Source organism: Alteromonas alvinellae, assembly GCF_902705805.1.
Genome location: NZ_CACSIH010000099.1, coordinates 1 through 13,089 on the forward strand (window position 1 = coordinate 1; position 13,089 = coordinate 13,089).

Below are 13,089 nucleotides of genomic sequence, written 5' to 3' on the forward strand. Positions count from 1 at the left end.
TTTAGAGGGGAAAATCCCTAGAACCCCAAATATGAAGAAGCGGTGTCTCTACTTAAGGATTTCCTGCTGGTTAAAAAAGATTATCAACTGGCACATCAGTTAATGAGTGAGGCGTATCAAAAGTCGAAACGTTTCTCGCAAATGCATCAGAGCAAAGCGGAAGTATATGCACTTTATGGTGCTTATAACCGCGCGGTTGACGAACTTCAATATGCGTATAATTTCGCAGGCGATGATCATCTTGAAAAACAAAGAATTAGAGCGAGAATAAAACAATTTCGCGACCAAGAAGAGCGTTTACAACGACTCTAGACCATCGCACGTCCCTGCTATTCGTCAGCGCCCTTCAATTCAGCTAGGCGCTGACGCAGATGCGTTGCCGTAATTTCTCCCATTATCGTATCCTTTATTTTCCCATCAGGTCCAAGAATAAACGTTGCTGGTAAATAAGGGGGTTTTTGCATGGGCAGTTTAGTTTCTGGCGAACTTATAATAACAGGCAAATCAATATCAAACTTCTCAGCCATGGCTTTGAGTTCAGGCTTCGTTTTAAGATCGTAATTAATAGCAAAAAGACGGGTATCATCAGGTAGCGAATGATTAAATGTAACGAGCTCAGGCATTTCTCGTAGACATGGTGCACACCACGGCGCAAAGTAATTTACCACAACCCACTTCCCCTCAAGATCTTGCCAAAGGTAAGCAGTTCCATCTAATGTTTCAAAGTCATGTTGAAGACGCTGATACGTATATGCACCGGCAAACGCAACAAGCGCTAACAGCACTAGAAAGAGTATAGGCTTTATTTTTCCTGCATTGCTTTTTGGCTGTGACAACAACATATAACCTTCTAATTTTGACTATTTTTTCATAGTGCCAGATTCTTACTTCGCGCACTAACATAAATTCAACCACGCTTTTTAAACACCGTTTTCCAGAAACGATGCTGTAAACAAAGAATAGTACGAATTTATTACCCGTTATCGGTAAACTGCTTGATATTCTATGGCAAAAACGCAATAGTTCGCGCCAATTCATATAATCATGAACAAGAGTATTTATGACAGACATTACCATTATTCACAATCCTCGCTGTTCAAAGAGCAGACAAACCCTAGCATTACTTGAAGAGCAAGGTGTAGCGCCTGTTATTGTTGAGTACCTAAAGCACCCTCTAGACGCAAAAGAACTGAAAGAGATATTTAAAAAACTTAACCTTGGATCGGTTAGAGATATGATGCGTACTAAAGAAGCAGAATATAAAGATGCTAACTTAGGTGACAGCGCACTGTCTGACGATGCGCTTTTTGAAGCTATGGCTCACACGCCCAAGTTGATAGAGCGTCCAATTGTTATAAATGGCGAGAAAGCCAGAATTGGTCGTCCGCCAGAATCTGTTTTGGAAATTGTATAGTGCAACCTGTTCTCGTACTTTATTACAGCCGCAACGGCAGCACAAAGCGACTAGCTGATGCCATCGCTCAAGGTGTATCGTCATTAGGTGTTCCTGTGATAGTACGTACAGTCAAGAGTATCAGCGATGCAGCTAATGACGCGGCATCTAGTGCTGTACCCGAGGTTTCCCTTCAGGAACTCGAACAGTGCAGTGCCCTGGCGTTAGGTAGTCCTACGCGTTTCGGCAATATGGCAGCGCCAGTAAAGCACTTTTTGGATTCTACAAGCAGTCAATGGTTAAAAGGCGCGTTGATTGATAAGCCTGCGTGCGTGTTTACATCTTCTTCTTCCATGCACGGCGGCCAGGAATCCACATTACTTTCCATGATGGTTCCGCTTATCCATCACGGCATGGTGATTTGCGGGCTACCTTACAGTGAGCCTGCGCTACACAACACCACAATGGGTGGCACCCCTTACGGTGTAACACATGTCGCTCATCACAGTTTAAGTGCACCAGAGCAATTGAGTGCAGATGAAAAAGCGCTATGCATTGCTCAGGGTAAGCGACTTGCAATGTTCGCTAAAAAACTAGCTGACAACGCCTAACAGTTACGTTATTTGGCGCATAAAACGTAGACCTTATAAAGAACATTAAAAACAAATTGTTTCGGAGACATTACCATGGCACCAGATACGCGTTTTTATCGCTATCTCGCACTTATAAGCCACACCGGGTTAATCGTATGGATAACACTGTGGCAATTTACATTTACTAAAGAGCATACTTACTCTCCTTTGTTTATTGCCTTGTTTTATATTTTACCTTTATTGTTACCTTACTGGGGTATATTGAAAGGCAAACCATATACTCACGCATGGGCCAATTTTGTCGTTTTGTTTTACCTCATTCACGGATGCACTGTGGCATACGCTGTACCTGATGAACGTTGGTATGCAGTGGTAGAGATTATTCTATGCACGGGTATGTTTGTCGGCTGTAGTGCGTATGCTAGAAAACGTGGTCGTGAATTGGGTTTGGGCCTTAAAAAGCTTAAAGAAGAGATGCAAGAAGAAAAAGCACGCTTTGAGCAAGGTCAACAATGATCATGTAATACACAGCGAAAACACATGCTGCCAAGGGGTTAATATGACACGCCATTTGCCTGAATTTACATTAGTAATCGCATCATTATCGTTACTTGCAGCATGTGGAGGTTCTGGTTCAGGCGATAGTTCAGCCCCAAGCACTCCTTCCATTCCTCCAACCATTAGCATTTCAGGCCCTACAAACGCCGTTGTAGGCGATGCGGTCGACTTTGCTGTCGCCTCGCCTACTGGCCACGCTATTGTAGATATCGATTGGCAAGTCTCAGGCATATCACAGCAGCCTCTCAGTGCTCACACGCAGGCTATAGGCTTTGATGTTACCTCTTCAGGTAGCTTCGATATCGCCGCAAACGTTAGCTTAGAAAATGGCACAACTCTTACAGACACCATAACGTTACAAACGAACGAAAGTACCGCGCCGCTTGCCGCATTACGATTGGGTCATGAGGCATCCGAAGGCGGCAGAGTTTCTCTTCGCGTTGACACCGTTAACTCGCAAGGGTTAACAATATCAAATATCGCGTGGCGACAAACGTCTGGACCAATCGTCAATAACTTCAACTTTGATGATGGCGATTATTCTCATTCGATATATTTTCAAGCGCCTCGAGTCAGCAACGACACAATCATTGAAATAGAAAGTACCGTTACACTCTCAAATGGCGAGGTGTTAACCGATAGCGCGCAAGTTCTAGTGAAAAACATCGACATCAACAATAGCGGCTTTTTTGTAGATGACGAGACAAGTATTCCCGAAACGGTAAGCGCGCATATGCAGCCCTATAGAGTCGACAGCCCTTACGCGTCGGCACTTGTTGATTGTGTTTATAACAATCAGGTTTCAAACAGCTGTACGTTCTCTCAGCTACCACTGATTGGCCAAGTCACCGAAAGCCCCACTATCGATGATATTTTAGATAGAACATACGTCTCGCATCCGTGGATGGGCGATGCATTTAGAACGTATTTAGAAACTTCAGCAACCCGTGATGACATGCTTAAGTTACTACGCGCAACTAACGCGATTGTGATTTCTTACGATATCCGCCCGTCATTTTATTGGGTTGCCACTGGTGCCATTTACTTAGATGCCAACAACTTTTGGCGCACACCGCAAGAGCGAGACACGCTAAATACTCGCCCAGATTATAGAAGTGGTTTTGGTAGTGAGCTCGATTTTACGACGTCATGGCGCTACGTGAAAAACGGGGCCTATTATTTTCCTAATATCAGCACAGCGAACGTAGCAGATAGACTTCCACGTGATGTGAGCGACGTAGAAGCAGCATTAAGCTATTTGCTATACCACGAGCTAGCTCACGCCAATGACTTTTTCGACTACACCGAATGGCAACAACTCAGCAATAGCGCGAGCCCACTGTCGTCTTATGATGACAGCTCTCCCATTTCTACGGGGCTAACAACTTCATTGCCTCTTACGTCGTCACAACTCCATGCTTTGGCCGAAGTTCGATACGGCGGTGCAACCGCTTCAAGCGCGCAACGAAATTATACCGCGCTACAAGTGGCAAATTGGTTTGAGGATGATGGTGCGGTTGCTTTCTATTCTTACTTTACGGAACGAGAAGATCTCGCCATGTTATTCGAGCGCTTCATGATGCTTTACCGGCTTGAGGCAGAAGCGGATGTAGGCGTATTTACAAGAGAGACACTGGAAGACGGCAGTTTCATTCCCACTTGGGCTCAGAGAAACCGTGTTAATGATGATAACGTTACTATGCGCGTAGATTACGTATTAAGTAGAATTTTACCCGAACTCGATGTACCTGCTATTCAAGCGTCACTTCCAAGCTCTTATCTGCTTCCGAACGATATTACCTGGCGGGACTCTGCGTCTAGTACAAATCCAAACGTACAGTCTGCGAGCGATAAGTTAATGCTACAGAAAGGCGGAAACAATTCGGTTACTTCCGATGGAACTCTAATGACGGTAGCAGAAGAATTTAGCACCACATCAAGCGCTCATAGTTTAAGAAAAGAACAATAAACGGCAACACAGCAGCGCTTTGACTAATTTAGGTTAAGCTCGCGCTTTGGCTAACTTAGGTTGAGCTCCCGCTTTGGCTAACTTAAGTTAAGCTCGCGCTTAGACTATCTTAGGTTAAGCTCCCGCTTAACCATGCCCACAGATAAGCGTTTTTGTTCTTGGAGTGAGCGTGTGTCTAAACGGGCTAATAGTGACATGAGGCTTTTTAGGTCTCGTTCACTATGGTGCAAAAGAAACTGTAGTGCTTGGTTTGATAGCTTTAATCCACGTTCCGCTGCACGTAAGCGCACGGCTTCTTCACGACCATTGTCATCCAGTTGGTTTACGTGATAAATAACCCCCCACGCCAAGCGAGAACGCAAGTCAGGTAAAACAAAAGCCGGGTTAGATGGGCCTAGGTGACTAGAACAAAGTACCATGGTTTGTTTAGTCTCAATCACTCGGTTTAACAAATCGAACAACGCTTCTTCCCAACGTAAATCGCCCGCTATCGCGTGAATGTTGTCTAATGCGATTAACGAAAGATTCTCTAGGCCTTCAAAAATATCGAGCGACCACGCTTCGTAATTATTAAGATTTAAATAAAGGTGACTAACCGATTTTTCGGCTAGTTGATGACAAGTGGCAAACAATAAGTGACTTTTACCGATAGCGGTACTGCCTAGTAAAGTAAGCAAAGGCAGCTGAAGCGATGCTAAAGGCCCCAATTCAGGAGCCTCGCGCCAGTGTGGCAGCGCATCTGCAATCTGCTCAAGGACTGAAACTACTTCTTCGTTACCCTTATTGACAAAACTATCGAAGTTTTCGTCAACAGGTAGCGTGACAGGCAAAGGCAGCTGCATGCTAAATTAATTGCTCCAATAGAAACTGTGTCCTTTCACGGATTGTCCGTACGAATCGGTTACGGGGCGTAATTTGCTTTCTAGTTTAATACTGTTAAGTAAATCGTCCACAGTTCCAATTAATGTAAGTGAGTACGTGGCAACAGAACCAGCTTGCTGTACTAGTGTAGCGTTTTCAATCACACTTAAACTATTTAAATAGTCAGTAGCGCTGGCGTAACTTTTTACCGAGCCAATATTGGCAATCGATACCTTGATAACTTCTCGCTCAGACGCTTCGATTCCTACGATTGCATAAAGCGACGATAAATAATTTGAGTAGGCATCGATTAACTGATTGCCAAGAGCTTCGGGCGAATCACCGTATATGCTGCCATAGCTAACCTTACCGCCACCAACGAACACCCAGTCTAGTGCATAGTCACCTTCATCGGCACGCTTCGCATAGTTGGCAAACTCGTTCATGGTGAACGGCATCGTTGTGCTCTCTTCCTGCGCTAGCTCCTTCGCCGAGGTACCATCAGTATTATTCAAGTTTTGGTTTGTTTCGTCATAACCGTCGTTTAACTGAGCATCAACACCGTTATTCATCGCACCGGACTCAACGTTATCTGAAAAGGTGCGCTGTGCGTCCGTATTATCTACACGCGGATTTCGCTCATCGAAACTTTGTTCATCAGTTTGTGCTCTAAACTGTGCTTCTTCATCTAGCACGCTATCAAGAGATTCTACTGTGCCAGAAGGCACAACATTTTCCGGCAAATCAGGAATTGCACTCGCGTCGTTACGATAAACTCTGGCACCAATAATGTTGTCGACGCTATAGCGTGTAGATGCTTTGCGCAAAGGCTCAACAAATCGTCCCCACACATCATAAGTAGAAATATTTACATTGTCGGTAAGGTCCATTAAAGGCAAGCTCAATGGAACGCCTCGTTCTTTCGCCGTTTGTTTGAGCGTATGTTGTAATTCTGTATTGAGAGATTCGTCTAAGATGATGCGAGTTTCGTTTTCGTCTTCCTGCGCAAGCCACACTATCGTTTCAGGGCGTCTATCACCCCAGAGCGGAAGCATTTCGCGCTGAAGAAGTTCATTGAGTTTTGCTTGATCGAACTCCGCAACGTAATACGTTCTGCCTTTGTCAAAAGCAAATCGATAGGAACGAAGCAGCGATTGAGGCGACGATAAGGCTGCTCTAACACCGGCATTATCGAGCACACTTGTGCTGCCCGACATTTTCACAAAAACCTGCCTTAATGCTTTTTTAAGCGCGTTTTGTTGGGTGCGCTGAGTTTGATCTTCAACTTGAATCTGCGCTTCGTTGACCACAACGCGTTGAGCCGCATTTATAAAGGGGGCGTAAGTCAGCGCAGCAAGAAATGAAATGCCCAGAATGCCTTTCAAGCTAACTCTCGTTAAATTAGTTCCATTGGTGTTACGCTTTACTGCCGTTAACATTGACACTCCATACTCTCTTAAAATCAATTCCTTACCTATCGAATCGTCAGTTAATCTCGTTTACCTATATACGGTAAACTTGGACTAACCTGCGCGCAATTCACTCTACTTTTTAGAGCGAGACATTTTATCAAGCAAGATGTTCACCAAAAGATAGCCTTCTATTGTCTTTTATATTGGGTTTAATTTCACCCCTAAAATAAAAAAGATCAAAAAGCGCATAAAATAGCCTTCACAAATTGGACTTGTGACGACTTGCTGGTAGAATCCGCGGTTTTCTACCTCTTAGTTTCAGGGCCCAACCGTGAGCGAAAATAAAACCTCTTTAAGTTACAAAGATGCAGGCGTAGATATCGATGCAGGTAATCAACTTGTTGAACGCATTAAATCTGTTACCAAGAAAACCCATAGACCAGAAGTAAAAGGTAACCTGGGTGGTTTTGGTGCACTTTGTGAACTGCCTACTAAATATAAAAAGCCGCTACTTGTTTCAGGTACTGACGGCGTGGGTACAAAACTAAGAGTTGCTATGGATGCTAACCGTCATGACGGTGTTGGTATCGACTTAGTAGCAATGTGCGTAAACGACCTTATTGTTCAAGGTGCTGAGCCCCTGTTCTTTCTAGATTACTACGCAACTGGCAAGCTTGACGTTGATGTAGCCGCGTCGGTTGTTACCGGCATTGGCGCCGGCTGTGAGCAAGCAGGTTGTGCATTAATTGGTGGTGAAACAGCCGAAATGCCTGGAATGTATCACGATGGCGACTACGATATTGCAGGCTTCTGCGTAGGCGTGGTTGAAGCTGATAAGGTTATTGACGGCACTAACGTTAAACCAGGTCAAAAACTAATTGCACTTGGTTCATCGGGCCCTCACTCAAACGGTTACTCATTAGTTAGAAAGATTATTGAAGTTAGTGGTGCAGATGTAAACGCCGACTTAAACGGCAAGCCTATCATCGACCAACTTCTCGAGCCTACTCGCATCTATGTTAAATCGGTATTGGCATTGCTTGAAGAAGTGCAAGTAAGCGCTATTTCTCACATCACGGGCGGTGGTTTTTGGGAGAACATCCCTCGCGTGCTACCTGAAGATGCGAAAGTGGTTATTGACGAAAGCACCTGGGAATGGCCTGCAATCTTCTCTTGGTTACAAGAAAACGGTAACGTGACTCGCCACGAAATGTACCGCACCTTTAACTGTGGTGTTGGCCTTGTAATCGTTGTTGACGAAAGCGATACCGATGCTGCACTGAATATTCTTAAACAACACGGTGAAAATGCTTGGGTTATTGGTGATATCGCAGCAAAAGATGGCGAAGAGCAAGTAGAGATCAACGCGTGAGTAACAGTGTAACCAAACTATGCGTACTTATTTCAGGTAATGGCAGCAATTTACAAGCTATTATCGATGAAATAAAAGCCGGTCGTCTGAATGCGGAAATCAGCGGAGTGATCAGTAATCGCCCTACTGCTTATGGTCTGGAACGCGCTAGAGAAGCCGGGATCAATGCGGTTTGCTTAGATCATACAGGCTTCGATTCACGAGAGTCTTATGACGGGGCGCTAAAAGCACAAATTGAGGCTTTTGGCGCAGACTGTGTTGTTCTTGCGGGCTTTATGCGTATCTTAACACCGGAGTTCGTCGACAGCTTTGCTGGAAAATTAGTGAACATTCATCCATCTTTGTTGCCGAAGTACAAAGGTTTGAATACGCATCAGCGAGCTATCGACAATGGAGACAAGGAGCACGGCGTTAGCGTGCACTTTGTTACACCGGAGCTCGACGGCGGCCCTGTTATCATTCAAAGCCGCGTACCTGTGTTTGAAGACGACACAGCAAGCGACCTGGCCGAGCGTGTTCAAGAACAAGAACGTCGTATCTATCCGCTTGTGCTATCTTGGTTTAGTGCAGGCCGATTATCGATGCGAAACAATAAGGCAGTTTTAGATGAGCAAGAATTACCAGAATCTGGTTATGCAAGCGACTAAGCCTTTTGCTTTAGGCGCACTGTTAGCAGCATCGCTTTCAGTGGCCGTGCAAGCAAACCCTAGTACAGAAAATACGGATAGTGCAGAGCTACCGCTTCAGCCCTATAAGGCAACTTATACCGCATACAAATGGGGTGACGACGTAGGCGAAGCGAATATTGAGCTTTCGAAGTTAGGTGACCAACAGTATTCTTTAATTTACACGTCAAAAGTGTCTAAGTTTTTCCTGTCTGACAAACGCAGTGAACATTCTATTTTTACTGTTAATGATAATACCGTCGTACCTTCTGAGTACTACTATAATCGTTCTGGCACAGGACCTGATAAAGAACTTAAGGTAACGTTTAGTCATCATGGACAAGGCAAAATTGCAGTCGAGAATGGCGAAACATTTGATTGGAACGGTGAATTTGATAACCAAATTTATCGTATCGATCTAGCAAAGCAGTTGGCGCAAGGTAAAACGTCGTTAGATTATAACTTCGTCAACTACCGCGGTGAACTTCGTCATTATGGCGTTCAAGTGGTGGATGAAGAGATATTGTCTTTACCTTTCGGTAAAATTGAAACTGTAAAAGTTAAGCTTATTCGCGACTCAAATAAGCGTGAGACGTTTGCCTGGTTTGCGCCATCACTTAACTACACGTTAGTTCGTCTGCAACAGTTCAAAGAAGGCGATGAACAGGGCGATATCAAATTGAAATCGTTTGAGACGCAGTAAAGCGTAAAGATAAACCGTTTTTTGTCTCAACAACTTTTTCACAATTGTTGAATAAAGCACGTTATGAACTAGCATTCAGACGTGCTTTTTTATTTACACTGTTGCTGTCTTATCCTCACGTAACCTCTTCTCATTTCGCAACTCAATTCACATTCTAAATCAGTATTTATAAGCAACGACTATACTTATAGAGCGGATAACGCACTACCCTATTATTTATGTCGTTGTTAATAGAATATTCATGTAAAAATCTTGATCTTTGCCCTATTAAATAATAGGTTTACAGCATGCTGGTCTGACCTCGATCTGTGACTGCTTTTCATAAAGCAACTCACTACGGTCGAGTTAAGACTAGCGTAACGTTTAACGCCTTTCAGGAGTGAAGTATGGCAGATTTTATATGGTTTTTACTGGTCGTTCTGACACTAGCGGTAGCTAGTTATCAGCGAACCAGCTTGGTAACAGCGGTTGCCATGGGCGCAGGTGTTATGATTTTAGGCACCCTTTTCGGTGACATCGGCCTGCTTGGTTGGGTAGTGTTCCTTGCTTTAACACTGCCGTTTACGCTTGCAAATATCAGACAGCAGCACATCTCTAAGAAGCTGCTAGCCTTCTACCGCAAAGTTATGCCTGAAATGTCGAGCACTGAGCAAGAAGCTATCGACGCAGGTACGGTATGGTGGGACGGTGATATTTTCAGCGGCAAGCCAGACTGGGATAAATTACACCGCATTCCGAAAGGTCGACTCACTGCTGAAGAGCAAGCATTCTTAGACGGTCCTTGTGACAAAGTGTGCTCAATGGTCGATGAATGGCAAATAAACCATAAAGATGCTGATCTTTCACCTGAAATTTGGCAGTTCCTTAAGGAACACAAATTCTTCGCGATGATCATCAAGAAAGAGTATGGCGGTCTAGAGTTTTCGGCATATGCCCAGTCTCGCGTTCTTCAAAAACTTGCAGGCGTTAGCGCGGTGCTATCAAGCACAGTCGGTGTACCAAACTCATTGGGCCCGGGCGAGTTACTTCAGCACTATGGTACAAAAGAGCAACAAGATCATTATCTTCCCCGTCTTGCTGCCGGTGAAGAAATCCCTTGTTTTGCATTAACAGGCCCAGAAGCTGGCTCTGATGCAGGTGCGATCCCTGATGTTGGCGTTGTATGTAAAGGCGAGTGGAATGGCGAAGAAGTGTTGGGTATGCGCCTAACGTTTAACAAACGCTACATCACCCTTGCGCCTGTTGCTACGGTTATTGGTCTTGCTTTTAAACTTCAAGACCCAGAAGGTCTTCTAGGTGACAATAAAGAGCCTGGCATAACATGTGCCCTTATTCCTCGCGACACTAAAGGTTTAGAGATTGGTCGTCGTCACTTCCCTCTTAACACACCATTCCAAAATGGCCCTATTAAGGGTGAAGATATTTTCGTTCCAATCGATTACATCATTGGTGGTCCGAAAATGGCAGGTCGCGGCTGGCGCATGCTAGTTGAATGTTTGTCGGTAGGTCGCTGTATTACCCTTCCTTCATCTGCTGCTGGTGGTGCTAAATCAGTATCACTTGCAACTGGTGCATATGCACGTATTCGTCGCCAGTTCCGTATGCCTGTTGGTCATATGGAAGGTGTTGAAGAAATGCTTGCGCGCATTGGTGGTAATGCTTATTTAATGGATGGCGTAACGCGTTTCTCTACGGTGGGTGTAGACCTTGGTGAGAAACCTTCTGTTATCTCGGCTATCTGTAAGTACCACTTAACCGAGAAGATGCGTCAAATCATTAATGATTCGATGGATGTTCACGGCGGTAAAGGCGTTATGCTTGGGCCAAACAATTACCTTGGTCGCGGCTATCAAGGTGTACCAGTATCAATTACGGTTGAAGGTGCAAACATTCTAACCCGTAACATGATGATCTTTGGTCAAGGTGCAATGCGTTGTCACCCTTATGTACTTAAAGAAATAGAAGCTGCGTCTATCGAAGACAAGAAAGAAGCTTTGAAAGCGTTTGATAAAGCGGTATTCGGTCATATTGGCTTTGCGGTAGCTAATACCGTTCGCAGTATCTGGTTCTCGTTAACCAATGGTGCATTCAGCAGCGCACCGTTCACTGACGAAACGGCACGTTACTACAAACTACTTCAAGGCTACAGTGCAAACTTAGCACTACTAACCGATGTGTCTATGGGCGTGCTTGGTGGTGATCTTAAGCGTCGCGAGCGTTTGTCAGCGCGTTTAGGTGACATCCTAAGTGGCCTCTATATGGGAAGTACTACCCTTAAACGCTTCGACGAAGAAGGCCGTTTAAAAGAAGATCTTCCGCTTCTGCATTGGGCAATGCAAACTACGTTGCACGATATCGAAACGGCAATTGATGACTTCTTGGCTAACTTCCCTAACCGCGCAATCGCTGCAGCACTTCGCGTTATGGTGATTCCGTTTGGCCGACGTGTTGGTAAGCCTTCTGATAAAACAGAACACGCCATTGCGCAAATGCTTCAAACGCCGTCAACTGCGCGTAGCCGTCTAGGTTATGGTCAGTACCTTACCCGCGAAGAAGGCAGCCTATTTGGTGATTTAGAGCAAACGCTTGATGATGTACTGGCAAGTGAGCCTATTTTTGAGCGCATTTGTAAGCATAAGAAAGCTAAGCTTCCGTTTACACGTCTAGACGTGTTAGCTGACGAAGCACTAGCCGAAGGTGTAATCAACGAAGAAGAGGCAAACCTTCTTCGTAAGACAGAAGCTGGACGACTTCGTACAATCAACGTCGATGATTTCGACCACGAAGAATTAGTAGCGAAGGTTAATTCCAACACCACTGCTAAGAAACGAGGTGGCAAAGCTGCTTAATTTCATACTCAAACAAAAGGGCCGCTGTCGCGGCCTTTTTCGTCAACGATTCATTCTATTTACATCACTCACCTACGTATTTTCTAGCCCTTGCTTGGCCGATCAAACAACCTGCGGAAATACCGAACAGGCGAGAGAACTCTCTTTATTAATTGCTAACGACAAAGGTCAACAACGTTTGGTACTAAAATGTAATCCTACGCTTGTTATGCTGGCTGAAACAAAAGCCAAAGACATGGCCGAAAGAGGGCTAGTTTCGCATTTCTTAGGCGGCAGCCCAAATACCCGCATTCGCGATGCAGGGTTAACTCTGCCCGATTACTACGGTGACGCAATGAGTAACCAGGTTGAGGCTTTGGCTGGTGGTTATACTACAGCGGAAGACGTATGGTACGCGTTGAAAGGTTCTACGTCTCACCGACAGCATTTACTTGCTGAACTACCCTTTTATCAAGAGCAAGACCAAATCGGAATTGCATTCTACAAAGACTATTCAACGCCCCATGTTGAATACTGGGCAATCTACCTAACCAAACTAGCAGATTCCTCTTTGCCCGATTCGGAAACACAGCCTCAAACTTCGACTACGCTACTATTGAAGGGCCAAAAGAAGTTTGAACATGTACCTGACAAAGGCTTAGGAATAGTTACTAAGAGTGGTGAGGTTACACTAAAAACAAAGAAACCGGATGAGTAATCCGGTTTTTTATTAGC

Annotated in this window: 12 protein-coding genes and 1 pseudogene; 10 read left to right on the top strand and 3 right to left on the bottom strand. The window is 44.7% G+C overall.

Features of this window, described 5'->3' with window-relative positions:
* Nucleotides 1–27 precede the first annotated feature (27 nt).
* Nucleotides 28–312, top strand: a pseudogene (locus ACX5KA_RS06465) (M48 family metalloprotease); the annotation flags it as partial.
* A gap of 17 nt (nt 313–329) precedes the next feature.
* Here ACX5KA_RS06465 and ACX5KA_RS06470 read toward each other — a convergent pair.
* Nucleotides 330–842, bottom strand: a complete 513-nt coding sequence (locus tag ACX5KA_RS06470) for a TlpA family protein disulfide reductase (protein WP_039220802.1) — start codon at nt 840–842, stop codon at nt 330–332.
* Between the two features lie 218 nt (nt 843–1,060).
* Here ACX5KA_RS06470 and arsC point away from each other — a divergent pair, with 218 nt between their 5' ends.
* The 4 genes from arsC (at nt 1,061) to ACX5KA_RS06490 (ending at nt 4,513) form a co-directional block, all read left to right on the top strand.
* The gene (gene arsC / locus ACX5KA_RS06475; protein WP_061095201.1) at nt 1,061–1,414 is read left to right on the top strand and encodes an arsenate reductase (glutaredoxin); all 354 of its coding nucleotides are present in this window, start codon (nt 1,061–1,063) and stop codon (nt 1,412–1,414) included.
* Complete coding sequence (gene wrbA / locus ACX5KA_RS06480) at nt 1,414–2,004, top strand: NAD(P)H:quinone oxidoreductase (protein ID WP_239247281.1); 591 nt, start codon at nt 1,414–1,416, stop codon at nt 2,002–2,004. Before arsC ends, wrbA begins: the two co-directional genes overlap by 1 nt.
* Nucleotides 2,005–2,079: 75 nt before the next feature.
* Nucleotides 2,080–2,502, top strand: coding sequence for a DUF2069 domain-containing protein (locus ACX5KA_RS06485; protein WP_014949668.1), 423 nt, complete (start codon nt 2,080–2,082; stop codon nt 2,500–2,502).
* Nucleotides 2,503–2,545: 43 nt separating this feature from the next.
* On the top strand, nt 2,546–4,513 hold the full coding sequence (locus tag ACX5KA_RS06490; protein ID WP_458730701.1) for a hypothetical protein: 1,968 nt from the start codon (nt 2,546–2,548) through the stop codon (nt 4,511–4,513).
* A 104-nt stretch (nt 4,514–4,617) separates the two neighbouring features.
* On the opposite strand, the gene hda is transcribed toward ACX5KA_RS06490, so the two are convergent.
* Together hda and ACX5KA_RS06500 are read right to left on the bottom strand one after the other, a co-directional pair.
* Nucleotides 4,618–5,355 carry a DnaA regulatory inactivator Hda gene (hda, locus tag ACX5KA_RS06495; protein ID WP_101564742.1) on the bottom strand — a complete coding sequence of 246 codons (738 nt, stop codon included), beginning with the start codon at nt 5,353–5,355 and terminating at the stop codon, nt 4,618–4,620.
* Nucleotides 5,356–5,361: 6 nt separating this feature from the next.
* Nucleotides 5,362–6,813 carry a DUF2066 domain-containing protein gene (locus ACX5KA_RS06500; protein ID WP_458730702.1) on the bottom strand — a complete coding sequence of 484 codons (1,452 nt, stop codon included), beginning with the start codon at nt 6,811–6,813 and terminating at the stop codon, nt 5,362–5,364.
* Nucleotides 6,814–7,117: 304 nt separating this feature from the next.
* On the opposite strand from ACX5KA_RS06500, the gene purM reads away from it, so the two are divergent.
* The 5 genes from purM to ACX5KA_RS06525 all read left to right on the top strand — a co-directional run bounded on the left by purM (nt 7,118) and on the right by ACX5KA_RS06525 (nt 13,072).
* The gene (gene purM, locus ACX5KA_RS06505) at nt 7,118–8,158 is read left to right on the top strand and encodes a phosphoribosylformylglycinamidine cyclo-ligase (RefSeq protein ID WP_014976688.1); all 1,041 of its coding nucleotides are present in this window, start codon (nt 7,118–7,120) and stop codon (nt 8,156–8,158) included.
* Nucleotides 8,155–8,805, top strand: a complete 651-nt coding sequence (purN, locus tag ACX5KA_RS06510) for a phosphoribosylglycinamide formyltransferase (protein WP_458730703.1) — start codon at nt 8,155–8,157, stop codon at nt 8,803–8,805. The genes purM and purN overlap by 4 nt, the downstream gene beginning before the upstream one ends.
* Nucleotides 8,765–9,526 (top strand): DUF3108 domain-containing protein, encoded by a 762-nt coding sequence (locus ACX5KA_RS06515; protein WP_458730704.1) that lies wholly within the window; start codon nt 8,765–8,767, stop codon nt 9,524–9,526. The genes purN and ACX5KA_RS06515 overlap by 41 nt, the downstream gene beginning before the upstream one ends.
* A gap of 386 nt (nt 9,527–9,912) precedes the next feature.
* Complete coding sequence (gene fadE, locus ACX5KA_RS06520; RefSeq protein ID WP_458730705.1) at nt 9,913–12,375, top strand: acyl-CoA dehydrogenase FadE; 2,463 nt, start codon at nt 9,913–9,915, stop codon at nt 12,373–12,375.
* Nucleotides 12,359–13,072 (top strand): CAP domain-containing protein, encoded by a 714-nt coding sequence (locus tag ACX5KA_RS06525; protein WP_202942791.1) that lies wholly within the window; start codon nt 12,359–12,361, stop codon nt 13,070–13,072. The genes fadE and ACX5KA_RS06525 overlap by 17 nt, the downstream gene beginning before the upstream one ends.
* The last annotated feature ends 17 nt before the right edge of the window (nt 13,073–13,089 follow it).

Coding starts and splice junctions, on each gene's coding strand:
- hda (WP_101564742.1), bottom strand. CDS start 5,355: ATGCAGCTGCCTTTGCCTGTCACGCTACCTGTTGACGAAAACTTCGAT.
- ACX5KA_RS06490 (WP_458730701.1), top strand. CDS start 2,546: ATGACACGCCATTTGCCTGAATTTACATTAGTAATCGCATCATTATCG.
- fadE (WP_458730705.1), top strand. CDS start 9,913: ATGGCAGATTTTATATGGTTTTTACTGGTCGTTCTGACACTAGCGGTA.
- arsC (WP_061095201.1), top strand. CDS start 1,061: ATGACAGACATTACCATTATTCACAATCCTCGCTGTTCAAAGAGCAGA.
- ACX5KA_RS06500 (WP_458730702.1), bottom strand. CDS start 6,813: ATGTTAACGGCAGTAAAGCGTAACACCAATGGAACTAATTTAACGAGA.
- ACX5KA_RS06485 (WP_014949668.1), top strand. CDS start 2,080: ATGGCACCAGATACGCGTTTTTATCGCTATCTCGCACTTATAAGCCAC.
- ACX5KA_RS06515 (WP_458730704.1), top strand. CDS start 8,765: ATGAGCAAGAATTACCAGAATCTGGTTATGCAAGCGACTAAGCCTTTT.
- ACX5KA_RS06470 (WP_039220802.1), bottom strand. CDS start 842: ATGTTGTTGTCACAGCCAAAAAGCAATGCAGGAAAAATAAAGCCTATA.